Source organism: Paenibacillus sp. 01T47, from assembly GCF_056398245.1.
Genome location: NZ_JBFTPA010000001.1, coordinates 394,404 through 418,236, shown reverse-complemented (window position 1 = coordinate 418,236; position 23,833 = coordinate 394,404). Strand labels below are relative to the sequence as shown.

The following is a 23,833-nucleotide window of genomic DNA, read 5'->3' as shown; positions in this document are numbered from 1 at the left end:
GTTAGAAAACCTAACTTAAATTGACTATTTTTATAAAATGAAAACAAAAAAGTGATCATCCAAAAAAAATCAGATGATCACTTCTAAATAATTAGCAGCATGAACATGTTCAATATGTGCGTTGATTGTGGAGATGGACATGCTTTCTTTTCCACTCCTATTCCCGCTCGCGCTCGACAGAAAAGAACTCTTGATCCATGACTGTTTTGGCATTGTCATTAAATTAAAGTGGTGGACATTCAGCTAATACACGAAAATAGGCAAACTAAAAAAGCCGAGCAGCAGTTAGATCCTGCACAGGCTCGACTTTTGATTGTGGTTAGTTAAAATTAATACCATTATTCCCAGCGGGTCAACACGATTGGACCTTCCTTCGTAATCGCCACGGTATGCTCAAATTGCGCCGCCCAGGCCCCATCTCTAGTCCGAGCCGTCCACCCATCCTGTGCTATATATACGTCGGCTCTTCCTGCTGTAAGGATCGGCTCTATCGTTATCACCATGCCTTCTTCAAGCAAAATCCCCTGACCAGGCAAGCCATGATGCATCACCTGAGGAAATTCATGCATGCTTCTGCCGATGCCATGACCAACAAAAGCTGTTACTACCTCAAAACCAGCTCTTTCCGCTCTTCTTTGAATCGCGTATCCGATGTCTCCCAGTCGATTTCCTAGCACAGCTTGCTTTATTCCATCTTTTAACGATTGCTCTGCTGCAAGGAGCAGCTTTTCTGTGGCTATATTCGTCTTGCCAATCGCATAGGTCCATGCTGAATCAGCCTTCCATCCGTCCAATTCAGCCACCATATCAATCGTAACAATATCACCGGCTTCCAGCGGCTCAGAGTCTGGAAAGCCATGGCAAACAACCTCGTTAACGGAGGCACACGTAGCAAATGGATACCCTTTATAGCCTTTCTGCGCCGGAGTCGCCCCTCGATCCAGCATGAACCGCTCAACAAACCGGTCAATCTCCTGCGTGGTGACACCCGGCGCTATCCGTTTCGAGAGCGCTTTGTGACAGGCAGCGACAATACGGCCAGCTTTACGAATGCCCCGAATATGTTCCTTTGTCTTCAAATCCACTGCCATGTGTGTACGTACCTCCTCCAGGTTTTACGATAGTAAAATCCACTTCGAAAGCATAAGCCTAGGTTTTACGTAGTAAAATCCACTTCGAAAGCATAAGCCTAGGTTTTACGATAGTAAAATCCACTTCGAAAGCAAAAGCCTAGGTTTTACGTAAGTAAAATCCACTTCGCAAACATATCCCGCCTATGACAACGAGTAGATTTGTCTATGTATAACTTATTCGAGAAAAGGGAGACACATGCCCATCAGATATGGCTAAATTATGATTTGAAGGGGTAAACATTCGTTGCACTCGCGAGTGACCAAAAAAATCTGGGGTTAGCAGGAATGGTGCTTAATCCGCTTTTAGAAAAACCTATCATCCTAAGTTTGCACGTCCTTTTAAAAAACAAAAAGACTTTGCATCCTGCCTATAGACAGTTTACAAAGCCGTATCCTTCATGATGAGTCTAGCTGACCGAGGAGTTGATTCTGCACAATTCATTTTCCACCAATGTCGTTAATTCATCTTCGTAGCCCCCGGTAATCCGGTACTTGCGAATATACTCTTTAACAAATTTACGCGGGTCCTTGGGTTGAAAAATTCTCGTGAGTTCTTTCAGGCTTTCCTTGACTTCATTCTGGCTATGCTTCGCCATGAAATCTCCTCCCCTTTACGTTGGATGGTCGTCCTAAACAGCATTATACGAGACCGCATGCGGCGATTACACCGCAAGAACCCCCACTCGGTGCAGGCAACTCCATGGCCAATGAGTCACAATGTTCGCATTTTTCTTACTATTATAACATTTAGGTTCAGAATATGAAAGTTAACAATTATTAATCTCTTGGCGCGGCTTTTTTGGATTTGGGCGGCTTCTTATGCTCAGAATCCCTTGCGGTTGTTATGCTAATTACGTTTGGAGGCGAGACATCAGCTGACTGGTGAGACGTAGATGAAAGCCGATCTTTACGAAACATTCTTAAATATGCGATCACGCCAATAATGGCGACTAAAATTCCGAATGCTAAAACCAATGTCGTTACCCAGCCCTGAACCATGTCCTCGCCTCCTTCCCATATTACTTTTATCGGTATATTACGCTTAATTATTAGTTCAGTTCCAAACAAGCCAATTTTCCATAATTAGGTATTATTATATCGTACCAGAAGCAAGCAATCAACTTACGAAAATGTGAACTAAATGATCCGATACGCACCAATCCCGCAAACGAGCAGCTTGCCTGCGTCATCCTTTACCTGCGCTTGCAGCGTCAGTGTACGTTCCGTTCGGTGAACCAGCTCTGCTTCGCAAAGCAGCACGCCGCCCTTGGCGCTAGCGAGAAATTGTGTGTTCAAATTTGCTGTTACCGCACTTTTCTCAGGTGCTGCTAGCATAACCACAAGCCCCATCGCATTATCCATCAGAGACATCAGCACTCCGCCGTGAACGATGTTTAGCAGATTAAGATGCCGCTCAGTTGCATCCAGGCATATGGCCGCTTTGCTTGCGTTTGCCTGCACGATTTCACAGCCAAGCAATCCCCAAAAGGTGGCTTGCGCACGTTCTGCGAGCCTTGTCAGATGACCAGCTTGATCTGCCTGTTGAACAAACCAATCCTCATCCATACCGCTCACTCTCCCTTCTTCTCCGCCTTTCTCGCCTTTTCAGCCTCCGCCTCCTCCTCCTGCAGTTTTCGACGAAGCACTTTTCCGACCATCGTTTTTGGAAGCGTTTCCCTAAAGGAATAGTGGTGTGGCACCTTATAGGAAGCAAGCCGCTCTCTGCACCAACGGTCAAGCTGACTGCTTGATACTTGCCAGCCCTCCTTAAACACAATAAAAGCTTTTACCGTTTCGCCTCTGTACTCATCCTTCACACCAATCACTGCCGCTTCCCTTACGGCCGGATGCTCGAACAGTACCTCCTCCACTTCACGCGGATAAATATTAAAGCCGCCAGCGATAATAACATCCTTAATTCGATCCATAATCGTAAAATAACCATCTTTGTCCATCGTAGCGAGGTCGCCAGTATGGAGCCAACCATCCCGCAATACCTGATCCGTTTCAGCAGGCTTATTCCAATATCCTCGCATGACCTGCGGACCGCGAACAATTAATTCCCCAAGCTCGCCGATAGGCAGTCTCTCACCGCTCTCAGGATCAATCACTGCCGCATCCGTATCCGGAAAAGGAATGCCGATCGTGCCGATTTTGCGTTTCTCCCATACCGGATTGGCATGGGTGACGGGAGAAGATTCCGACAAGCCATAACCTTCAACAAGCCTTCCGCCAGTTAAAGCTTCGAACTTCTCCTGCACCTCTAGCGGCAAAGCCGCTGATCCGCTTACACACACATTAATAGAAGAAAAATCGATTTTTGCCGCGGACTTATGATGGATGAGTGCGACATACATTGTTGGCGCGCCTGGAAAAATGGTAGGTTTCTGCTGATTAATCGTTTGCAGTACCGTCTCCACTTCGAAGCGCGGAAGTAATATAAGCGTTCCCGCACGCAATACCGACATATTCATTAATACCGTTAATCCAAACACATGAAACAGTGGCAGCGCCGCTAAAAATCTCTCTTTAGCATCCTCCGCTTTATAGCACCAAGTAGATATTTGTATCGTATTGGCAACGAGATTGCGATGAGTCAGCATCACACCTTTTGGCGTTCCTGTCGTGCCGCCTGTATATTGCAGTGCCGCGAGATCAGACCCTTTTGCCGAATCAGGCAGGCTCATATCCGTATGCTTTGCTGCAAGCAGCTTCTTATAAGAAACGACACCAAAGCTGCCATATGGAATATCTGCACGAAAGCCCTCTTTTCGCTGCTTAAGAGGATAAAGCAAGTTTTTCGGAAACGGCAGCCCATCCTTAATTGATGTGATGATGGCATGCTTCAGCTGCGGAAGCGGACCCGACTCCGGCTGCTTGCCTCGAACCCGAGACAAGCGTGCATAAAGCAGATCAACCGTAATGACAGCAACAGCTCCGCTATCTGCCAGCTGATGCTCAAGCTCCCGCTCCACATAAAGCGGATTCGTCTGAACAACGACGCCACCTGCAAGCAGCACGCCATAAAAAGCAGCCACTGCCTGCGGGCAATTCGGCAGCATGATTGCCACCCGGTCTCCTTTGGCTATGCCAAGGGAAAGGAGACCATAAGCGAGATTAACCGCATTCTCGTGAAGCTCGCGGTAAGTTAATATTTTGCCAAGGAAATGCACGGCAGGATGATTTGGATGATGATTAGCCGCATTTATTAAAAACTGGACGATACTCTGATCGGGATAGTGCAGTGAAGGTGATACCTCTTTCGGGTAATGTTGAAGCCATGGGCGCGCTTGCTCTTCAGATTGAGTGGACGGTTGCTCGGGCAAAGACGGATCTTCCGGTCTGAGCGAATCCATTCATGCTCTCCCCCTTCACACGACATAATGCTCACTGTTAATGACACGAGCGGCAATTGTTCGCTTCAAAGCAACCGTATCTGAGATAGGCGCGCGCATCAGCTTTTTGAGGACGGACAGCTGCATCTGCAGCCCGTCTCCCGTCTCTAGCGCAGCAAGTGCCAGCTTAGCTAATGACTCGACCCGCTCCATAGCCTCCTGCACAAAAACTGTCGTCATCGCTAAAACATTTTCCGACTTTTCCGAAGCGACTCCGCGGCTAGCCTTCCATATTTTTTGTGAGCGCAGCAGTGCGCTTTCCATGGCAAAGATGTTGATCATAAGATCAGCAAGAGAACACAGCACCTCTTGTTCCTGCTCCAGCCGCAGTCCCAGCTTCTGAACAGCAAGCCCGCCGATGGCGAGGAAGATTTTTTTCGCTTGGCCTACGCGGAACGCTTCTTTGCTAAGAGGCTTTTCAAGAGGCGGAATCGGCATCGGCTGCAGCAGCTCTGCTTGCAATGAACGAGCTTTGCGCAGCAGCGGGAGCTCGCCCTTTAACGCTTTTTTCATCAGCGTGCCAGGAATGAGCATCCGATTAATTTCATTCGTGCCTTCAAAAATCCGATTAATTCGCGAATCCCGATAAATTCTTTCCACCTTATACTCGCGAATATAGCCGTAGCCGCCGTGAATCTGCACCCCTTCATCCGCTACAAAATCAAGCGCCTCAGATGCAAAAACCTTTATAATCGAGCATTCAATGGCATACTCTCCGATTGCCTTAGCGACCGTCATGCCTTCAACTGCCGCACCGCCTTCTTCCGTCGTCCGCAGCATCGAATCGATCCATCCCGCAGTTCGGTAAACCATGCTCTCAAGCACATAAGTACGAATGTTCATATCAGCCAGCTTGGCGCCTATTAAAGGATAGGAGGAAATCGCCTTCCCAAATTGCTTCCGCGTATTGGCATAGGCCGATGCAAGCTCAATGGTCTCCTTCGACGAACCGAGGCAAGCTGCTCCAAGCTTAAAGCGTCCTATGTTCAAAATGTTAAATGCGATTTGATGCCCTTTTCCAACCTCCCCAAGCACGTTTTCAACCGGTACAGCTACATCTTCAAAAAATAAAGGGCGTGTTGAAGAACCCTTGATGCCCATCTTATGCTCCTCCGGTCCAATACTGAACCCCGGCATGCCTTTCTCTACAATAAATGCTGTAAAATACTCACCGTCTACCTTCGCATAAACGATAAATAAGTCAGCAAAACCTGCGTTTGTAATATAGAGCTTTGATCCATTGAGCACGTAGTGCTTCCCATTTGGCGATAGTCTTGCCGTCGTTTTCGCCCCTAGAGCATCCGATCCCGATGCTGGTTCAGTTAAGCAATAAGCAGCGATGCGCTCCCCCGTTGCAAGTGCCGGGAGATACGTTTCTTTTTGCTTTGGTGTTCCGAAAAAAACGATCGGCAGCGTGCCGATTCCCGTATGAGCGCCTACCGAAAGCGCAAACGAGGAGGATCTTGCCAACGTTTCTGCGAGCAGCGTCGTGCTTACCTTATCGAGCCCCAGCCCGCCGTAAGCCTCCGGCACATCTGCGCCCAGCAGGCCAAGCTCGCCTGCTTTGCGCATCAGCTCTACGGTCAGATCATAATTTAAAGCTTCCAGCTCCGCATCGCGCGGCGTTATTTCCGCATCCATGAACTGCTGCGCCGCATCCGCCATCATTCGTTGCTCTTCCGTAAAATCCTCGGGCGTCACGACCGATTCCGGCACACTGTCTTCCACGACAAACCGACCGCCAAAACGTATCGTCTCCGTCATGCGCAGTTCTCCTTTCAGCCAACCGAATATTTTATTTCAGGATGCTGCCAAACTCCCTTATCCACCTGCCGACCTTATTGGTCTGAGTTATACACTTCAATTACGCCTGCTGCTCCCATGCCTCCGCCAATACACATCGTGACAACGCCAATACCGCCGCCTCTGCGACCAAGCTCATGAATAAGTGACACTGACAGCTTTGTTCCTGTACAACCAAGCGGATGTCCGAGTGCGATAGCCCCGCCGTTCACATTGACGATTTCAGGATTAATTCCAAGCTCCTTAATGATAGGGACGCACTGCGCCGCAAACGCTTCATTAAGCTCAAACAGATCGACCTGCTCAAGCGTAATTCCCGCTTTCTTAAGCGCTTTAGGCACGGCTTCGATGGGACCGATGCCCATAACCTCAGGAGCGACGCCAGCTACACTGAAACCGCGGAATACGGCGAGCGGACGATAGCCAAGCTCCTCCGCACGCGCCCTGCTCATCACGATTACCGCAGCTGCACCATCGCTCATTTGGGACGTATTGCCCGCTGTAACCGTACCTTCTCTTGCAAAAGAGGGCTTGAGCGGCGCCAACGTCTGAACCGTCGTCTCCGGCCGGACGCCTTCATCTGTATCGAAAGTGATCACTTTCGACCATGGACGGCCAGCATCGTTCACGCCGGAGCGGCTTGTGGTTATTGGTACGATCTCAGCTTGGAAACGACCTGCTTCAATTGCTGCTGCCGCCTTGCGATGGCTGGATGCTGCAAACGCATCCTGCTCCTCACGCGTCACCCCATAACGGCGGGCAACCTCTTCAGCCGTATGTCCCATTCCCATATAAACCTCTGGCATCGCATCGACAATCGCAGGATGCGGCGACAGTCTGAAGCCTGTCATCGGCACATGGCTCATGCTCTCCACTCCGCCAGCAGCAATAACGTCCGCATCGCCAAGCCTTATTCGCTCCGCTGCATAGGCGATTGCTTGCAGGCCTGATGCGCAGAAGCGGTTAATCGTTACTGCTGGCGTCGTCACCGGCAATCCCGAATAAAGCGAGATCGTGCGCGCCATATTCAAGCCTTGTTCGCCTTCGGGCATTGCGCAGCCAATGATGACATCCTCTATAAGCTCGGGTGACAAGCCGGGCAGACTCTCAAGCGCACCTTGCAGCACAGCTCGCCCAAGATCCTCTGCCCTCGTCTCCGCAAGGCTCCCCTTTGATGCTTTGCCGACCGCCGTCCTCACCGCAGCTACGATAACGGCATCACGAGCGTGATCTTCAAACGGTGATGAAGCTGACATTTCACTCTCCCCCTTCGTTTTAGGCTAGTTGCGCAGCGGCTTGCCTGTCGCGAGCATATGGCTCATACGCTCCTGTGTCTTGCGCTCGCCGCATAGGCTGAGGAATGCTTCGCATTCCAAATCGAGCAAATATTGCTCGCTCACTTCAGCGCCCGGCTGAATGTCCCCGCCCGCAAGTACAGAACCAAGCTTGCCGGCGATAAGCGCGTCATGCTCACTAATATGGCCGCTAAGCTGCATCGCTTGCACCGCTACCTTAAGCACCGCTCTGCCTTCTCGTCCGGCAACGCGAATACGCTCCTCCGCTGGCGGCGAGTAGCCCGCCCGGTCTAGCTCCAGCACCGCCCGCTTCGCTTCGGCTATCCGTGCCTCCTGCCGCATAATGACCTTATCCTGCGGCCGCATCAATCCCAAACGGCGCACCTCGTAGCCGCTGGTTGATGATTTGGCCAGCGCAATCGTCTCAAACAGCGCATTCAAATGCGGCTGCAGGTCTCCGCCTGGCTTGCCGCCATTCGCAATAAAGGCCCGTTCAGCTGCCATTGCAGCCGCTTCCTTGCAGCCCCCGCCCGCAGGAATAAGGCCAACTCCCGTTTCCACTAACCCAAAGTATGTCTCTGGCGAATAAATAATACGATCAGCAGGCAAGCATGCTTCTACTCCGCCTCCCAGCGTCATTCGGTGCGGAGCAGCTACGACAGGACGGTCAAGCCGCTTAAGCCCAAGCATACTGCTCTGGAAGAAACGAATAATATCCTCCACTTCATCCCATTCGCCGCTTTGCGCCTCCATTAATAGCAGCATCAGGTTTGCTCCTACACAGAAGTTTTTCCCCTCATTCGCTATCACAAGACCGCGCCAATTTTGTGACACCTCCTCTGTGCTTTGCCGAATTGCCGATAAAATATCACCCCCGATGGCATTGTTAGGCGAATGGAATTCCAGCAGTACAACGTCATCGCCAATATCGATTAGACTAGCGCCTGAGGTGGACAATACCGTTTTTCCGGCAGCCTTTAATGCCGTTAAGGAAACCGAATCTGCTTCCTCCACTTCCCTCTTATATGCTCCGCTTGCAGCATAAACCCGCTCCGTTCCCTCCACCTTATAGAAGCTTTCATGTCCGGCTTCCAGCCAAGCTGACACCCACTCTGGGATTGCATCGCCCTCCTTCTGCATTTGCTGCACCGATTTGCGAAGCCCTATCGCATCCCACAGCTCGAACGGTCCAAGCTCCCAGTTAAAGCCCCAGCGCATTGCGCGGTCGATATCCGAGATTGAATCCGCAATGACACCGACTTGTGCCGCTGCATAAAGCAGCGTTTTTTTGATAGTGGACCATGCAAATTTAGCGTAGCGGTCCTGCGGGTCTGTGCGAAGCAGCGCCTTCACTTTTGCCGCCGCACCCTTCGCAGCCTTAGACGCATCAATAACAGTTGAGTTGACTGACCGCTTAGGCCCATACTCGAGTGTATCCAGCTTAAGCGATTCAATCTCACTGCCCCCTTTCCCCTTCACCTTTCGGTAAAAGCCCGCACCCGTTTTCTCACCTAGCCGTCCCGATGCTGCAAGCTTCTCTAGCAGGGGCGGCCTTGCAAAAACCTTTTGCTCCGCTGGATCGTTGCTCCGCTCCCGCACATTATCCACGACATGCAGCAGCGTATCCAACCCAACCAAATCGAGCATGCGCAGTGTCGCCGTCTTCGGCCTTCCCATTGCCGGACCAGTCAAGGCGTCCGTTTCCTCTACCGTCAGCCCAAATGCCAGCGTATCCTCAAGCGTAACGAGCATGCCGTAAGTGCCAATTCGGTTCGCAATGAAGTTAGGCGTATCCTTCGCCAGTACGACCCCCTTGCCAAGCCGCTTCTCGCACACCTCCGTCAACAGCTGAATAACCTCGATAGTGGTGTCTTCTGTAGGCACGATCTCAACTAGCTTCATATACCGCGGCGGGTTGAAAAAATGGGTTACCGCAAAATGCTGCCGAAACTCCTTGCTTCTCCCCTCTGCCATGGACGCCGCCGATAATCCCGACGTATTCGTAGAAACGATGCTGCCTGGGCGGCGTGCGGCTTCAACCTTTGCAAGCACATCACATTTAATGTCGAGCCGCTCCACAACCGCTTCTACAATCCAGTCTGCCTCGCCCAGCAGCTCTAGATGATCGGTCAAATTACCCGGCGTAATGCGTGATGACCAAGCTGGATCGTAGAGCTGCGCGGGTTGTGACTTGCCCATTTTTGCTATCGCCGCATTTGCGAGTCGATTGCGCACCTTGGCATCAGAGAGCGTAAGCCCCTGTCGTTCTTCCTCTGCCGTCAGCGAATGCGGAACAATGTCCAGCAGCGTCACTCGCATCCCCGCATTGGCCAAATGTGCAGCGATGCCGGCCCCCATTACGCCGGAGCCGATCACTGCGGCACTGCGAATCGTGCTTGAGTTATTTTGCGATGCTTGTGTCGTCATAGCCTCCTCCTCCTTTTTGACAAACAGCGGCTTATTCGCCAAAAACACTTTCGGCAAGCAACTCCGCCACATCACGTGCGATTACCTTCTCATCCGCACCCAGCGCCTTTAAACCATCCTCCATCATCGTTAGGCAATAGGGGCAGGCAGAGCTGATGACCGATGGTTTCACTTCAAGTGCTTGAGCGGTTCGAGCATGGTTGATGCGAGTTCCAGAATGCTCCTCCATCCACATGAGACCGCCCCCCGCCCCGCAGCACATGCCGTTTGAGCCCGAGCGCTCCATCTCTTCAATCGATACGCCTGGAATGGAGCGAAGCAGGCTGCGCGGCGCTTCATACGTATCGTTGTAACGGCCGAGGTAACAAGAATCATGTACGGTTACTCGCTCCTCAATCTTATGCTCCGGCTTCAATAAACCTTCCTCAAGCAGGCGAGAGAGCATTTCGGTATGATGCTCCACGAGGATGCTAGGACTAAGACCGAAGTCAGGATATTCATTTTTGAACGTGTTATACGTATGCGGGCAAGCGGTCACGATTTGTGTTACGCCATATTTGTTAAGCGTTTCTATATTCTCGCGGCATAGCTCTTGGAAAAGTAGTTCATTGCCAATTCGTCTAGCTGTATCGCCAGAGCTTTTTTCCTCCAATCCCAGCGTAGCGAAGTTAATACCCGCATGATCCAGCAGCCTAACCACATCGTACAAAACACGGCGGCTCCGCATGTCATACGCGCCCATCGATCCCGCCCATAGCAGCACATCTGCTTTTTTGCCCTGCTTCTTCAGCTCCTGCATCGTCGGCACCTGAATGCCGGTTCTGCTCTCGCAATCGTTAATCCAAGCCGCCCGCTCGGCACGCGGCAAGCCCCATGGATTGCTTTGCCGCTCGATGTTTTGCAGCGCTCGCTGCCCGTCAGACGGCAGCCTTCCTTCCATCAGCACCAAGTAACGGCGCATATCGATAATTTTGTCGACATGCTCATTGCCAACCGGGCATTGCTCCTCGCAATTCCGGCAGGTCGTACATGCCCACAGCTCCTCCTCGGTCAACACCTCGCCGATCAGCTCGACCTCTTCTGGTTTAGCACTCTCTTTTATATTCCATGCCCCAGACTGTGCAGCCATAGTTGGCGCTATGTTTGTGCCCCATTCGGATTCTGCTTCCCAAGCAGGTAGCACCGCTCCCATCACATGGGCATGAGGCTCACGCGATTTCGAATGCAGCAGGCTGGCTGGAAGCCATGGTGACTTGGACGTTATGGCAGCGCCTTTTTCGGTCAAATGGTCCCTCAGCTTCATAATAAGATGCATCGGCGAGAGCAGCTTGCCTGTACTCGATGCCGGACAAACATTCGTACAGCGGCCGCATTCCACGCATGCATACAAATCTAGCATCTGTTTTTGCGAGAAATGCTCAACCTTCCCTGCGCCAAAGGACTCGGCTTCCTCATCCTCTAGGTTAAGCGGCACAAGTCGGCCGGGAGGCGTGTTGCGTCTGAACCAAAGATTCACAGGCGCTGTCAATAAATGAAAATGCTTTGATTGCGGCACGTACACAAGAAAGCTAAGCAGAACCAGAAGATGCAGCCACCAAAACAATTCAAACCCTGCATGGGCTGCGGTGCTTTGCGGCTTTACACCTGCACTTTCAAGCATAGTGGCCAAGGGAGCGCTCACTGGTGCGAACTTCGCCTCAACGATGGCTGCAGTGGATCCATGCACCAAAGCATTCTGGCCCATGCGCACTTCCGCAGCCAATCGCTCGAATGCTAATGAGAATAAAACAGTCAGCATCAACGAGCCAATAAACCACATGACGAGCGAAGGTTTCCATCCCCGCTTAAGCCGCGGGAGCCGTTCCCCATAACGCCGGAAAGCACCGTACAGCACAGCTGCAAAAACGAGCGTAACGGTCATCTCCTGCGTCAGCGAGAACCAATTATAATAGGGCAGCGGCAGCGGTACACCTTGGTTCAGCCCTTTCCAAACCAAGTCCGCCGCACCAAACTGAAGCACAATAAAGCCATAAAAATAAACCAAATGCATCACGCCGCTTCTCACATCGTTCAGCAGCTTCCGATGGCCTAGCACTTGTGAGGCAAAGCCGGATTTACTGCCTGACTTGCGTCGATACCGCGAAAAAACCGCCGGCACCCCAAGCCTCATATACAAGATGCGCCGCTGTACAACCATCGCGAACATGGTAATAGCAAACAACACAACCGCCGCGAATAATGCCCATCTTCCCCCTATCAACCATTGATCGACATTCCTAAGTGCCAAAAAAGATGGCATACGCCCCGCCTCCCTTATATGCCGGCTATAAAACCGAGCACCTACGCGCGCAGTAGTCGGACAAGTATTGAAGCGCTTACAAAAATAGCCGCGGTGCTCCATGTATATGAGCTTTCGGCCTTGAACATGCCGCACAGCGGGCAATTGCAGGGCGGTCTATTCAATTCCAAGACAGCATATCCTAGCACTGATGGACAGTGTCAACAAATTAGCGGTACAAGTGAGGGAGCTTCTATGCTGAAAATAGTTGTGCTTCTCAAGCAAACGTTCGATACCGAGGAAAAAATCATTGTAACACCTGCTGGCGTTGATGAAAGAGACGCCAAATTTGTAATCAATCCCTACGATGAATACGCACTCGAGGAAGCCATTCGCCAGCGGGAACAGCTCGGCGGCGAGGTCATCGTGATCACCTGCGGTGCCGAGCGCTCGCAAGAGGCGCTACGAACCGCTCTGGCTATCGGAGCAGATGAAGCTATTCGGCTTGATAGTGCAGATTTGTCCGATGACAGCTCAGCCGTCGCTGCTGCTCTTGCTGCTGTAATTAGGCCGCTCGCTCCTGATTTGCTGCTAGCCGGCTTGTTTGCAGTAGACAGCGGCGCTGGAAGCGTAGCTCTGCAAATTGCCGAGCTGCTTCACTTGCCTCATGCAGCTTCAGCTGTGAAGGTCACCATCTTGTCTCCGGAGGAGCTTGGCTCCTTGCCCGCCGATGGACTTCTCAGCTCACCTACTGCTGGGGGCGCTGAGCGTTACGCATTAGTTGAGCGCGATGTTGAGGGAGATACCGAAACGGTATCGATTCCACTCCCTGCGCTCATTACCGCTCAGCAAGGACTAAACGAGCCGCGTTATCCGTCGCTGCCAGGCATTATGAAAGCGAAGCGCAAGCCACTTCGCACAATAACGGCTGCTGAGCTGATCGCCAGTGGCGAGCTTTCACTCGAAAGCGTATCGCCTCGCACGGCACGTACGCAGCTGCTCCCGCCGCCTCCGCGCGCAGCGGGCAAACGGCTCCCAGGCGAGCCGGCCAAGCAAGCCGCAGCTCTTGTGGCTCTGCTGCGAGAGGAAGCGAAGCTTCTTTGAGTTCGTGACTATTTTATAGTTGGGAGCGGTTTAGAGGTAGTGGAGTTGGGCTGGGCTAGGGGAAGTTGGGCTTGGAGCTGAGCTGATCGCTAGTGGTGAGATTTCACTTGAAAGTGTTGCGCCGCGAACCGTGCGCACGCAGATGCCCCCGCCGCCTCTTTGCGCTGCTGGAAAATGGCTCCCCGGGCGAGCCGGCAGAGCAAGCAGCGCAAGCAGAGCAAGCAGAGCAAGCAGAGCAAGCAGAGCAAGCAGAGCAAGCAGAGCAAGCAGAGCAAGCAGAGCAAGCAGAGCAAGCAGCAGCAATTGTCTCGCCACTGCGGGAGGAAGGGAAGCTTCTTTAGGACGTGACTTTTTATTATAGTTGGGACTGTTCAGGGGTAGTCGAGTTTGGCTGGGGGAGGTTGGGATTGGAGCTAAGCTGATCGCCAGTGGCGAGCTTTCACTAGAAGGCGAGTTTCGCCACGTACTGCGTGCACGCAGCTCCCCCCCCCTCCACCTCCGTGCACTGCAGGCAAATGGCTTACCCGGCGAGCCAGCCCAGCAAGCAGCACTTGTCTCGCCCCTGCAGGAGCAAAGAAAGCTTCTATAGGAACATGACTTATTCAGTGTAGTTGGACTGTTCAGGGGTAGTGGAGATTGGCTGGGGGATTTAGCTAGTGGAGTAGGTAGTAAATTTGTGTTGAGGCATGTTGGTATTGGGCAGGTAGTAAATTTGTGTTAAGGCATGTTGGTATTGGGCAGGTAGTGGATTTGTGCTGAGGCATGTTGGTATTGGGCAGGTAGTGGATTTGTGCTGAGGCATGTTGGTATTGGGCAGGTAGTGGATTTGTGCTGAGGCATGTTGGTATTAGAGCAGAAATGATGCAGAGACATTTGACAAGAACTGAATAGTTACTGGTTACTAGACAATTTAGTTAGTTCTCTTGTTGATAGAGTGGCTCAAATCAAAAGCAGTGTTTGACCAACATTGGACTTTGGTAATTAATCAAACCTTCCCAATTAACGGACATCAGATGCCTTATATGCTGTAAAACCTTCTATTTCTCGATCTAACGGACATAGGTTCCCTTATTTCATAAAATATCGAGCGTTTGGGTGCCATTTAGGGCAAATAACGGATCTCATGTCCGTTAGATAATAATTTATGCCCCTAAATTCAGAAATAATGGATCTCATGTCCGTTAGATAATAATTTATGCCCCTAAATTCAGAAATAACGGATCTCATGTCCGTTAGAAAAGTAACTTCACCCTAAAACCCAGAAGTAGCGGCTCTCATGTCCGTTAGAAAAGTAACTTCGCCCTAAAACCCAGAAATAACAGCTCTCATGTCCGTTAAGACGATACCTAAACAGGGCAATCACTGAATATAGAGTTAAACGTGTATGAGATAAGCTTATTCGTAAAAGCTGTGGAAGAGGAGCTGTATCCTATGTCCAAAACCATTCTCGTATTTGCAGAAAGCCGGAATGGCGCGCTGCGCCGAGTGGCGCTGGAGGCACTCGGTGCAGCGCGCCGGCTCGCAGGCAAGGACGGCCATGTCCACGCCGTCCTTGCCTGCTTCGGCGGTGCGGCGGATGAAGCCGCCGCACTGATCGCGCGGGGCGCGGACGTCGTGCATATCGCCGACGATCCGGCCCTTCGCGCCTTTGCGCCCGAGGCGTACATCGCCGCCCTCGGCGCAGCCATAACTGCGGTGCGGCCGGACGCGCTATTGCTCGGCCACACCGCTTTGGGGCGCGAGCTCGCGCCCCGAGTGGCCGCTGCCCATGGCGCCGGCCACATCGCTGACGTCATTGCCATCGAAACATCTGACGATGGCAATGACGTCTTATTTACCCGCCCGCTCTACGCCGGCAAGGCGTTCGAGCGGCGCAGCTTTGTTTCGGGCGCGACGTGGGTCATCACGGTGCGCCCGAACAACCTGCCGGCGGCAGAACCACTGGACGCCGCAGAAATAAAGGGCACCGCAGCGGAGCTGCCGTTCACGGTGCCGCCGCTTTATACCGCTGTGCGCAGCCTTGTGCGCCGCACCGGCGGGCAGCTTGATCTTGCCGAAGCCGACGTCGTCGTGTCCGGCGGCCGAGGCGTTCGCAGCGCAGCAGGCTTTGAGCCGCTGCAAGCGATGGCAACAGCGCTCGGGGGCGCAGTCGGCGCCTCTCGCGGCGCATGCGATGCCGGCTACTGTGATTATGCCCTCCAAATCGGGCAAACTGGCAAAGTTGTTACACCTCAGCTCTATATAGCCTGCGGAATCAGCGGCGCTATTCAACATCTGGCGGGTATGAGCCAATCTCGCGTCATTGTCGCTATCAACAAAGACCCCGATGCCCCTATTTTCAGCGTTGCTGATTATGGCATCGTAGGCGATTTATTCGAGGTCGTACCGCTACTAACAACAGAGCTTCAACGCGCTCGCGCTTAATTGTCCTAGTTTTCATCTTATTGCCTCTCACCCGTATCGTGCTTAAAATTTTTTACCAAAGTTGATTCCATCTACAACCAACTAAATCATTATGTTTCTTATTCAAGCACCTAACCCTGTCCACTAAATAATCAAAAAAAAGCGTCTACCCTGTTTCGGCCGCATACAGAGCCGAGTCAGAGATAGGACGCCTTTTTGGTTAACTACACTTCATTTTACTTAAGCAAAATCAGGACGGATTTCACGGATGCAATCCGGCGATTCGTACAGATCATCATGCACTGCGTTCGTTACCGGGTAGGCGCGCATGAGATAAGTGTCCATTGCCTCTAAATGTTTCCGCAATCCACTGAATTCGGTAATACGCGGATTGAGCCAATCTTCCATGCCCTCTTCGTCCAAAATAACCGGAACTCGAGGCTGCCACACCGACATCGCTCCTGTCGAAGCTGCGGTAATCATAGTGAAGGCACGCACTTCCTTGCCGCTCACGTTTTTCCAGCAGTCGTAAATGCCCGCTATGCCAAAAAGCTGCTGGCTTGGAACAACGATATGCATCGCCCTCGGATCACGCTCTTTGCCGAATTGTTTCTGACCAAAAAAGCCGCTGCATGGCAGCACACATCTTTGTCTGCGAAGCATTCTTTCTAAGAAAGGCTTCTCGGACAATGTCATATGATCTGCATTAACCGCATCCTTCGCCCAAAAAGGAAACAGCCCCCATCTCGATTCCTCCATCGTCCGCTGATCAAATCGATCATTCATGACAATCGAAACCATCTGAGTCGGAGCTGCATTAAATCGGTTTGTATGCCCTCGAATTACTTTTCCTACCTGAAACATATCCACTATATCGCCAATATCTGCTGTTAACGAAAACCGTTCAATCATCGCGACCACCCTTTTCACGTTGTTGAATCCAGTTTTTGTTAAAGTCGCGATATTTATGCAACGTTTCTAGTCAGAATATTAGAAAGTCTAAACAACAGTTTGCCGAAAATAGTTCCTCTACTCTTCAAGTCCGCCCGTCTACATCGTAAATCTTTTTCGGAATTTAAGAGGAGGCATTCCCGTATGGGATGCAAACAGCCTAGAGAAATGCGGCGTCTGCCGGAAGCCCGTTTCCTCTGCTACTTTTGCAATCGTCCAATCTGTCTTAATAAGCAGCAGCTTTGCTTGATCGAGTCTATAATAAAGCAAATATTGCTGCGGCGTACAATCAAAAACCTCACTCATGCAGCGAGTAATATAATTCGTATGTAACTCCAGCACATCACTCAGCATCGTGTTGCTGATTGGTGTACGATAATTCAGCTTTAAGTAGGCAGCCGCACGCTCTGCTACCGATACGGCAGCTTTAGCCGCATCCGAGCGCCAGCCTTCGTCCAGCATTTGAAGCAAATGCAGAAACCGCTGCTGCCGATCCCAGAACGCACCATGTGACGAGCCTTTGGAAGCCTCATGCAATTGCGAGAAAATAAGACTCGCTTCATCTGTGTAGGTAAGCTTCATTTGTTTAGGCAGACGTATGGCATAAGTGTAGTAGTCCCCTCTAAGCGATCCGCTTTGATTGCCTACCGTCTCCTCCCAAGCGCCTACTGTTTGAAAATGAATCCAATCAAACACAGTCTCTTCCTCGCATGGACGTGTAGAATAATGCCAGCGGTCCGGCCTTAAAATAAGCACATCTCCAGGACCGAGCGTCCATCTGCGATTATCCTCTGCTACATGCAGTGCTCCCTTGTTCACATACAACAAATCAAATACGCCGAGGTTCGTCCGATTCGGATGCTCCTCGCCCGCACGATAAACCAAACGGTTGGATTCTATGAAAAATGGCAATGGTGGTGAACGAAACGTTAGTAATAGCTCCTCTGACAACCTAATCTCTCTCCTTCTAAAGTTTTGCATAGCAAAACTTACTTCGTAAGCACTAGCTTAGTTTTGCGAGCAAAACTTTCTTCGTAAGCATGAGCTTAATTTTGCATAGCAAAACTTTCTTCGTAAGCATGAGCTTAATTTTACGCAACAAAACTCTCTTCATAAGCATTAATCCAGTTTTGCATAGCAAAGCCTGCCATCCTAGCCCATGCTCAATTTACCTAGCAAAACTTGCCTCAAAAAGCATACGCTTACTTTTTCACAGTAAAATAAACTTCACAATTAATAATCATGTGTAAATGTGCAAAAAATGACTACTGCTCATGTTACTTGAAAACCATTTCATTTGTCTACAACAAAAGAAATCCCCCACCATTCCGCTTCCGGAAATGACTTGGGGGATTTGCAAATTTTGTATTATTTTCAGCAGCAATTTCACATAACCAGCTGTACATCCGAGCCCGGATTAACCTTAAAGAAATCTACGTCCGGCAGCAAGCTTTTGACCAAAAACATATAATCATAAGAAAGCTCAAGCGATTGCTCGTCAGGCACGAACACGACCTGCTTACTGCTTAAAAGGGAGAACACCTCGATTCGGTCAGGGAGCTTCTCGAATGCACTCATACAAAATACCGATGTCATATGAAAATATAGATTAAGAGCGTCTTCATCTGTATCTACTGCTAGCTTTTGAACTATATAATGATCAAGCGAATCCTCTTGCTCGGCAGAAACCAAATGAAAGATTTGTGAAATCTCCAAATCGAGCTCCTCTACATAAGCCGTCATTTGCTCATAAAAGATAATCGGCATACTCGGTGCTCCGCCTCCAAGCAAGAAGGCTGCCAAATGCTCCTTAATCGTTTGCTTCATCTGCAAGAAATGCTGGTCGGAATGAAATTTATAATTGCGATTCGTCCACCAATTCTCAACGGAAGTATGTATCGTCTCTACTCCGCGTGTCTCTTTGGACCGACGATAAAAGTCGTTTACCGTGTGGCTGGCTGCATATTGAACAAGCTGCCGCCAGTTCACATCACTTTCCTGCTTGCGACCGGACTTTCTTCGAGCGAACCGTTCGGGGCAACGCAGCAGCTCTTCTAGCTTATAGTCTTCAACTCTCAAAATCGCTGGCAACTGCTCCATTACAAAGTCCGCCTTTCTCGTTCCACTATCCGGCTACCGCTACAAGACCCGCAATTTGGCGTCCTAATCTTCTTCCTTGCTCTTTCTCTTCTTCAGACGCGTTATATTCAAATTTAATGCATTCGCCCGCAATTTCTGCGCCGAGCTCCTTCAGCTTCGCTTCAATCGTATCTACAGCGCCGCAATAGATTGGGTATGATGTATCACCTGAGCCAAATACGGCTGCTTTCTTGCCGCTAAGATCAAGTCCATCCATTTCTTCGAAGAAATCGAGAAATTCATCCGGCAGCTCACCGTCTCCCCATGTGTAGGCGCCTATAATAATCGCGTCATAATGATTCAGCTCATCTGCAGTGGCATCGAAGGCCTCTTTAGAAACAACCTCGGCACCCGCTTCCTTAGCGCCTTCTACTATCGCCTCGGCCATTTCTTCTGTATTTCCGGTCATGCTAGCATACACCACAAGTATTTTGGGCATCTTTTTTCCTCCGCTTTCTATTTTTTGTCGTTAGACATTTATCGTTTGAATGCCTTGGAAAAGCGTAGCGAGATACAGATTTCCATCTTGCATATCAATATCTGTTACAGGATAACCAAGTTTAACGGATAGAAGAGTTACTTGATTACACAAATAAGTAAGCTGGAATAATCCGCGATCCGTACATACATAAACCTCATTGCCCTTCGCCTGCACAGAAAAAATAAAAAGTTTGCCGAATCTTATCCGGTCAAATCTTCCTTTTTTATCGCCAATAAACAGCTCGCCTTGATCGCTCGTTCCAATTAAGTGGCCTCTGAATACCGCTAAGCTTGTTACACTTGCATCCAGCTCAAAATGAGCCCAATCATCCATAAAACGATCATATAAAGAGATGCCGCTCTCATGCGAAATAATCAAATATTGAGGCAAATTCATAAAATCATATACACGTTTATCTTGGCATGCTATTAGCTCCCATTTGGAGCTAGCTTTGGACCAAAGCCCATATTCCGTTGCAACGTAGCTGCTTCCACCAATCTTGCGATACTGATAACTAGGAATCAATATGCCATCATTGACCCATGCTTCTCCGTTCCATTCATATAAGCCGCTGCTTGAGCAGGCATGCAGCAAATCATGCTGCAACTGCAGCCGATTTACATTAGTCTGGTCTTCCATGCCTTGATCAAGCTTCTTCCATTCTCCTTCAGCATCGATTTGGTAAATCCCGTGACCGACTGAAGCGGCATACAAGCTATCAGCTCCTGCTTTAACGGACGAGAAGGGAAAGAGCAGCCAATTCCAAGGCTTGCTCGTTTCAGTCTGCATGTCTCTCACTCCTATAAAAATAATCGTTATATCGTTATCCATTCACTAATAATGCAATATGTTTCGTTTCTTATAAGGTGTTATTGGGGATGTCTATCCAAACTCTTTCATGGCAGTAGTAAAAGAACAACACCATATAGTGATAATGATTATCACTTTCGTATATATGATAACCATTCTCAATAATAATGTCAATCCTGTTCTTCATTTATTCTTCATTCATGCTCTTCTACTTCTCTATCATTTAGTAGTTGATCATCCATCCCATACAAACACACATATCCGCAAATATAGTTGAAGGACTATGACCATAGCAGATAGATACCCAATCAATAGATAGAGTACAGCCGTATAATAAGGCATCTAACAAGGAGTTGTTTTCGCTGAGTCATTATTATTATAAGAAACGTTGTGTCAGAAAACCGACTGCAGGTTGCAGTCCAAGAAGGAAGAAACACGATGACAAAATAATAGTTGTAAAGAAAAAAATTATATCTCAAAGAGTTAAAGTCGTAGCTGAGCGAGGAGAAGAAGGCCACAAAGGCAGAAGAGGACCGCAAGGACCACAAGGTCCACAAGGGCCTCAAGGAATAGCTGGTCCTACAGGTGCAACAGGATCTGCAGGGGCAGCGGGTTCTACCGGCGCTACTGGAGTTGGAGTTACGGGAGCGACTGGTGCAAATGGTATTAGCGGCGTAACCGGTGCTACTGGTCCAGCAGGTCCTACAGGACCAGGAGTAGGAGCTACAGGAGCGACTGGTGCTACTGGAAATCCAGGTGTTGCAGGAGCTACTGGCGCTACTGGTACCGCTGGCGTTACCGGTGTTACTGGGGCTACTGGCGCTACCGGTACTGCTGGTGTTACCGGTGCTACTGGGGCTACAGGAGATCCGGGTGTTACTGGTGCTACTGGTACTGCTGGCGTTACCGGCGCTACTGGGGCTACTGGGGCTACGGGCGCTACTGGAGGTACTGGCGCTACTGGGGCTACTGGTATTGATGGTGCGGGCGCTATTATTCCTTTTGCTTCAGGAATTCCTACCGAATTAACGACAATATTAGGCGGTTTGGTAGGTACTTCGAGTCTGGTAGGTTTTGGTTCCTCCGCTGTAGGCGTTAGTATACTTGGCGGTATAATCGACCTCACAGGCGCTGCAGGAACACTTCTTAACTTTGCTTTCTCTGTGCCGCGCGATGGTACGATCACTTCTCTTGCAGCTTACTTCAGTACAACAGCAGCGCTTTCGCTTGTCAACTCTACAGTAACTATTACTGCTCAGCTTTACCAGTCAACGACTCCAAACAATTCGTTTACTGCAGTTCCAGGCGCTGTTGTAACATTAGCTCCTCCACTTACCGGCATTCTGGCTCTAGGCACTATTAGCAGCGGCATTACTCCAGGTTTATCTATTCCTGTTACTGCTGGAACACGCCTTCTTCTTGTCTTCTCTGCTACAGCTACTGGTGTATCACTTGTCAATCTTGTAGCTGGCTATGCTAGCGCTGGATTAGGCATCTCTTAAAAAACGAAATTATGAAAAACGACAGATTAAGGATTCGTCCTTAATCTGTCGTTTTCTTTTCCAAGATTCTTCGTTCATTACAGCTTTAATTGAATTTGGAGCTTGAAACGAATTTTTATCTGATTATTCTCGAACTGTACATCTCTCACCGTTACAACTTCCTGTGCCGGCAAATCTAGTGGAATGACGATCGTTTCTAGCATACTTAGCGGCAGCTGAATAGCTTTGACAGAAAGCGATTGGGGTTTAAGAATAATGTTTGGAGACTCCCAGTCCAGTGAATATACCGCATCCAATCTCGCAGGAATTTTGTTCTTATAGGTAATATTCATTTGTGCAATCAGCTTGTTCTCTTCGAGGTCAAAGTTTGCCCCATCTAGATGAATATCCCTCGCCATTTCTTGATCAGCGGATTCTGGTCTGCTGATGGCAAGCTCGTCTTTCATATTCATTTTGATCAAATGGTTAATATCGGATTCCGTGAGGACGAGCTCCAGCTTCAGCTTTTTGACCATATCCAGTGCTTTCTCTTTCACATCAATCGGCGCATAGCTCATGTCCAGCGGCTCATCCGGTGCAATGTACGACAGAAACCACCATAGTGCGCCGCCAAGCAGCAAAAGAATAACAATGAAGCTCATTAGAAGTCTTTTTAAGGTTTTTCCCATGTGAATCCTCTCCTTGCTATACAGATAAACGATTTCTATTACGTCATCTCATAATGATAGTGCTATAATGAATCCAATCATTTTTACTGTTGATCAAAAAAATGCCGAGAGGATGGTCACCTATGAACACAAATCCTATACCGCTGCATCGTATTGGGCTTGAAGAAATCGTTCAAGCTCAAATGCACTTAAAGGATATCATTACACGAACACCACTTCAACATAACCGTGTGCTGTCCGAGCGGTTTGGATGTCATGTTCTTCTAAAACGAGAGGATCTGCAAATCGTTCGTTCCTTCAAAATACGCGGAGCGTACCATATGATGCGTTCTCTGTCACCAGAAACACTCGCTAAAGGGGTGGTTTGCGCCAGCGCCGGCAACCATGCGCAAGGCGTAGCCTACTCGTGCCAAACACTTGGCATCCCCGGCAAAATATACATGCCCAGCACAACTCCTCGCCAGAAGGTGACGCAGGTTAACTTTTTTGGCGGATCGCAAGTTGAAGTCATCCTTACAGGAGACACCTTTGACGATGCTTATGCCGAAGCAGTCGCAGAGAGCAACCGCAATGGCCTTGCCTTCGTACATCCCTTTGACGATCCCAAAATCATCGCAGGAAACGGAACGGTAGGACAAGAATTAATGGAAGCCGCGGATACCGTACCTGACTTCGTATTCGTGACCGTCGGCGGTGGCGGGCTTGCAGCCGGCGTCTCATCTTATGTAAAAATCGTCTCACCGACGACAAAGGTAATTGGCGTGGAGCCGGAAGGCGCGCAATCACTAAGAGCATCGCTTGATGCAGGTGAAGTCGTTACCCTTGATCAAATTGAGAAATTCGTCGATGGCGCAGCTGTCAAACGTATCGGTGATTTATCATTTGAGCTATGCAGAGACCTGCTTGACGATGTTATTTCCGTGCCTGAAGGAAAAGTGTGTACGACGATGCTCGATTTATATAATGAGAATGCCATCGTAGCCGAGCCGGCAGGCGCACTGCCCATTGCTGCGCTAGAAGCATACCGTGATCAAATTCAAGGCAAGACGGTCGTCTGTGTCGTTAGCGGCGGCAATAATGATGTCGATCGGATGCAGGAAATCAAAGAACGTTCTCTCATCTATGAGGGCTACAAGCATTACTTTATGGTCAGCTTCCCGCAGCGCGCAGGAGCGCTTCGTGAATTTCTCGACAGCGTGCTTGGTCCTAATGATGATATTACACGATTCGAGTACACCAAAAAATCAAACAAAGACAACGGTCCGGCGCTCGTCGGCATCGAGCTTACGCACCGTGAGGACTACGATCCGCTCGTTGCTCGCATGAGCAAGAAGGGCTTTCAATTTCTTGAGCTGAACAAGGACCCTGTTTTGTTTAACTTGTTGATTTGATCGGCATAATGTGAATAAGATACGCCCCGTATCCATGAATGGATACGGGGCGT

The 23,833-nt window shown here is 49.7% G+C and carries 20 protein-coding genes; 5 read left to right on the top strand and 15 right to left on the bottom strand.

Annotation, left to right across the window (positions count from 1 at the left end; all coding sequences use genetic code 11):
• Positions 1-338 precede the first annotated feature (338 nt).
• The 9 genes from map to AC1DOV_RS01735 form a co-directional block, all read right to left on the bottom strand.
• The gene (map, locus tag AC1DOV_RS01775) at positions 339-1,091 is read right to left on the bottom strand and encodes a type I methionyl aminopeptidase (protein WP_339206532.1); all 753 of its coding nucleotides are present in this window, start codon (positions 1,089-1,091) and stop codon (positions 339-341) included.
• 449 nt (positions 1,092-1,540) lie between these two features.
• Positions 1,541-1,729, bottom strand: a complete 189-nt coding sequence (locus tag AC1DOV_RS01770; RefSeq protein ID WP_076268380.1) for a hypothetical protein — start codon at positions 1,727-1,729, stop codon at positions 1,541-1,543.
• A gap of 181 nt (positions 1,730-1,910) precedes the next feature.
• Positions 1,911-2,132 (bottom strand): hypothetical protein, encoded by a 222-nt coding sequence (locus AC1DOV_RS01765; RefSeq protein ID WP_076268381.1) that lies wholly within the window; start codon positions 2,130-2,132, stop codon positions 1,911-1,913.
• A 138-nt stretch (positions 2,133-2,270) separates the two neighbouring features.
• Positions 2,271-2,699, bottom strand: coding sequence for a PaaI family thioesterase (locus AC1DOV_RS01760; RefSeq protein WP_076268382.1), 429 nt, complete (start codon positions 2,697-2,699; stop codon positions 2,271-2,273).
• A 5-nt stretch (positions 2,700-2,704) separates the two neighbouring features.
• Complete coding sequence (locus AC1DOV_RS01755; RefSeq protein WP_477549005.1) at positions 2,705-4,489, bottom strand: long-chain-fatty-acid--CoA ligase; 1,785 nt, start codon at positions 4,487-4,489, stop codon at positions 2,705-2,707.
• Between the two features lie 15 nt (positions 4,490-4,504).
• Complete coding sequence (locus tag AC1DOV_RS01750; RefSeq protein WP_477549004.1) at positions 4,505-6,292, bottom strand: acyl-CoA dehydrogenase family protein; 1,788 nt, start codon at positions 6,290-6,292, stop codon at positions 4,505-4,507.
• Positions 6,293-6,366: 74 nt separating this feature from the next.
• Positions 6,367-7,587 carry an acetyl-CoA C-acyltransferase gene (locus AC1DOV_RS01745; protein WP_477549003.1) on the bottom strand — a complete coding sequence of 407 codons (1,221 nt, stop codon included), beginning with the start codon at positions 7,585-7,587 and terminating at the stop codon, positions 6,367-6,369.
• A gap of 24 nt (positions 7,588-7,611) precedes the next feature.
• On the bottom strand, positions 7,612-10,053 hold the full coding sequence (locus tag AC1DOV_RS01740) for a 3-hydroxyacyl-CoA dehydrogenase/enoyl-CoA hydratase family protein (RefSeq protein WP_477549002.1): 2,442 nt from the start codon (positions 10,051-10,053) through the stop codon (positions 7,612-7,614).
• 31 nt (positions 10,054-10,084) lie between these two features.
• Positions 10,085-12,352, bottom strand: a complete 2,268-nt coding sequence (locus AC1DOV_RS01735; RefSeq protein WP_477549001.1) for a (Fe-S)-binding protein — start codon at positions 12,350-12,352, stop codon at positions 10,085-10,087.
• A 237-nt stretch (positions 12,353-12,589) separates the two neighbouring features.
• Between AC1DOV_RS01735 and AC1DOV_RS01730 the strand changes: the two genes are divergently transcribed.
• The 3 genes from AC1DOV_RS01730 (at position 12,590) to AC1DOV_RS01720 (ending at position 15,859) form a co-directional block, all read left to right on the top strand.
• The gene (locus AC1DOV_RS01730; RefSeq protein WP_477549217.1) at positions 12,590-13,435 is read left to right on the top strand and encodes an electron transfer flavoprotein subunit beta/FixA family protein; all 846 of its coding nucleotides are present in this window, start codon (positions 12,590-12,592) and stop codon (positions 13,433-13,435) included.
• 107 nt (positions 13,436-13,542) lie between these two features.
• Positions 13,543-13,776: a hypothetical protein gene (locus AC1DOV_RS01725; protein ID WP_477549000.1), complete on the top strand. Its 234-nt coding sequence runs from the start codon at positions 13,543-13,545 to the stop codon at positions 13,774-13,776.
• A gap of 1,090 nt (positions 13,777-14,866) precedes the next feature.
• On the top strand, positions 14,867-15,859 hold the full coding sequence (locus AC1DOV_RS01720; protein WP_441877902.1) for an electron transfer flavoprotein subunit alpha/FixB family protein: 993 nt from the start codon (positions 14,867-14,869) through the stop codon (positions 15,857-15,859).
• Between the two features lie 219 nt (positions 15,860-16,078).
• Here the strand turns inward: AC1DOV_RS01720 and AC1DOV_RS01715 are convergent, their stop codons facing one another.
• The 5 genes from AC1DOV_RS01715 to AC1DOV_RS01695 form a co-directional block, all read right to left on the bottom strand.
• Entirely contained in the window at positions 16,079-16,750 is a 672-nt protein-coding gene (locus AC1DOV_RS01715; RefSeq protein WP_076268391.1) for an SOS response-associated peptidase, read from the bottom strand.
• 138 nt (positions 16,751-16,888) lie between these two features.
• A complete protein-coding gene (locus AC1DOV_RS01710; RefSeq protein WP_441877899.1) occupies positions 16,889-17,740 on the bottom strand; it encodes a helix-turn-helix domain-containing protein in 852 nt (283 codons plus the stop codon).
• A 435-nt stretch (positions 17,741-18,175) separates the two neighbouring features.
• Entirely contained in the window at positions 18,176-18,889 is a 714-nt protein-coding gene (locus AC1DOV_RS01705) for a hypothetical protein (protein WP_441877897.1), read from the bottom strand.
• Positions 18,890-18,914: 25 nt separating this feature from the next.
• Positions 18,915-19,367 carry a flavodoxin gene (locus AC1DOV_RS01700; RefSeq protein ID WP_441877895.1) on the bottom strand — a complete coding sequence of 151 codons (453 nt, stop codon included), beginning with the start codon at positions 19,365-19,367 and terminating at the stop codon, positions 18,915-18,917.
• A 30-nt stretch (positions 19,368-19,397) separates the two neighbouring features.
• On the bottom strand, positions 19,398-20,198 hold the full coding sequence (locus tag AC1DOV_RS01695) for a hypothetical protein (protein WP_477548999.1): 801 nt from the start codon (positions 20,196-20,198) through the stop codon (positions 19,398-19,400).
• Positions 20,199-20,572: 374 nt separating this feature from the next.
• Here AC1DOV_RS01695 and AC1DOV_RS01690 point away from each other — a divergent pair, with 374 nt between their 5' ends.
• Positions 20,573-21,721 carry an exosporium glycoprotein BclB-related protein gene (locus AC1DOV_RS01690; protein ID WP_441877891.1) on the top strand — a complete coding sequence of 383 codons (1,149 nt, stop codon included), beginning with the start codon at positions 20,573-20,575 and terminating at the stop codon, positions 21,719-21,721.
• A 77-nt stretch (positions 21,722-21,798) separates the two neighbouring features.
• Here AC1DOV_RS01690 and AC1DOV_RS01685 read toward each other — a convergent pair whose 3' ends face one another.
• The gene (locus AC1DOV_RS01685) at positions 21,799-22,389 is read right to left on the bottom strand and encodes a hypothetical protein (RefSeq protein WP_441877889.1); all 591 of its coding nucleotides are present in this window, start codon (positions 22,387-22,389) and stop codon (positions 21,799-21,801) included.
• A 122-nt stretch (positions 22,390-22,511) separates the two neighbouring features.
• Between AC1DOV_RS01685 and ilvA the strand changes: the two genes are divergently transcribed.
• Positions 22,512-23,780 carry a threonine ammonia-lyase IlvA gene (gene ilvA, locus AC1DOV_RS01680; protein ID WP_076268397.1) on the top strand — a complete coding sequence of 423 codons (1,269 nt, stop codon included), beginning with the start codon at positions 22,512-22,514 and terminating at the stop codon, positions 23,778-23,780.
• Positions 23,781-23,833 lie beyond the last annotated feature (53 nt).

What these genes read in the sequence shown, in the direction of transcription:
- AC1DOV_RS01765 (WP_076268381.1), bottom strand. Translation starts at nt 2,132, where the DNA reads ATGGTTCAGGGCTGGGTAACGACATTGGTTTTAGCATTCGGAATTTTA.
- AC1DOV_RS01720 (WP_441877902.1), top strand. Translation starts at nt 14,867, where the DNA reads ATGTCCAAAACCATTCTCGTATTTGCAGAAAGCCGGAATGGCGCGCTG.
- AC1DOV_RS01685 (WP_441877889.1), bottom strand. Translation starts at nt 22,389, where the DNA reads ATGGGAAAAACCTTAAAAAGACTTCTAATGAGCTTCATTGTTATTCTT.
- AC1DOV_RS01695 (WP_477548999.1), bottom strand. Translation starts at nt 20,198, where the DNA reads ATGCAGACTGAAACGAGCAAGCCTTGGAATTGGCTGCTCTTTCCCTTC.
- ilvA (WP_076268397.1), top strand. Translation starts at nt 22,512, where the DNA reads ATGAACACAAATCCTATACCGCTGCATCGTATTGGGCTTGAAGAAATC.
- AC1DOV_RS01750 (WP_477549004.1), bottom strand. Translation starts at nt 6,292, where the DNA reads ATGACGGAGACGATACGTTTTGGCGGTCGGTTTGTCGTGGAAGACAGT.
- AC1DOV_RS01735 (WP_477549001.1), bottom strand. Translation starts at nt 12,352, where the DNA reads ATGCCATCTTTTTTGGCACTTAGGAATGTCGATCAATGGTTGATAGGG.
- map (WP_339206532.1), bottom strand. Translation starts at nt 1,091, where the DNA reads ATGGCAGTGGATTTGAAGACAAAGGAACATATTCGGGGCATTCGTAAA.
- AC1DOV_RS01705 (WP_441877897.1), bottom strand. Translation starts at nt 18,889, where the DNA reads ATGGAGCAGTTGCCAGCGATTTTGAGAGTTGAAGACTATAAGCTAGAA.
- AC1DOV_RS01755 (WP_477549005.1), bottom strand. Translation starts at nt 4,489, where the DNA reads ATGGATTCGCTCAGACCGGAAGATCCGTCTTTGCCCGAGCAACCGTCC.
- AC1DOV_RS01760 (WP_076268382.1), bottom strand. Translation starts at nt 2,699, where the DNA reads ATGGATGAGGATTGGTTTGTTCAACAGGCAGATCAAGCTGGTCATCTG.
- AC1DOV_RS01700 (WP_441877895.1), bottom strand. Translation starts at nt 19,367, where the DNA reads ATGCCCAAAATACTTGTGGTGTATGCTAGCATGACCGGAAATACAGAA.
- AC1DOV_RS01740 (WP_477549002.1), bottom strand. Translation starts at nt 10,053, where the DNA reads ATGACGACACAAGCATCGCAAAATAACTCAAGCACGATTCGCAGTGCC.
- AC1DOV_RS01770 (WP_076268380.1), bottom strand. Translation starts at nt 1,729, where the DNA reads ATGGCGAAGCATAGCCAGAATGAAGTCAAGGAAAGCCTGAAAGAACTC.
- AC1DOV_RS01745 (WP_477549003.1), bottom strand. Translation starts at nt 7,587, where the DNA reads ATGTCAGCTTCATCACCGTTTGAAGATCACGCTCGTGATGCCGTTATC.
- AC1DOV_RS01715 (WP_076268391.1), bottom strand. Translation starts at nt 16,750, where the DNA reads ATGATTGAACGGTTTTCGTTAACAGCAGATATTGGCGATATAGTGGAT.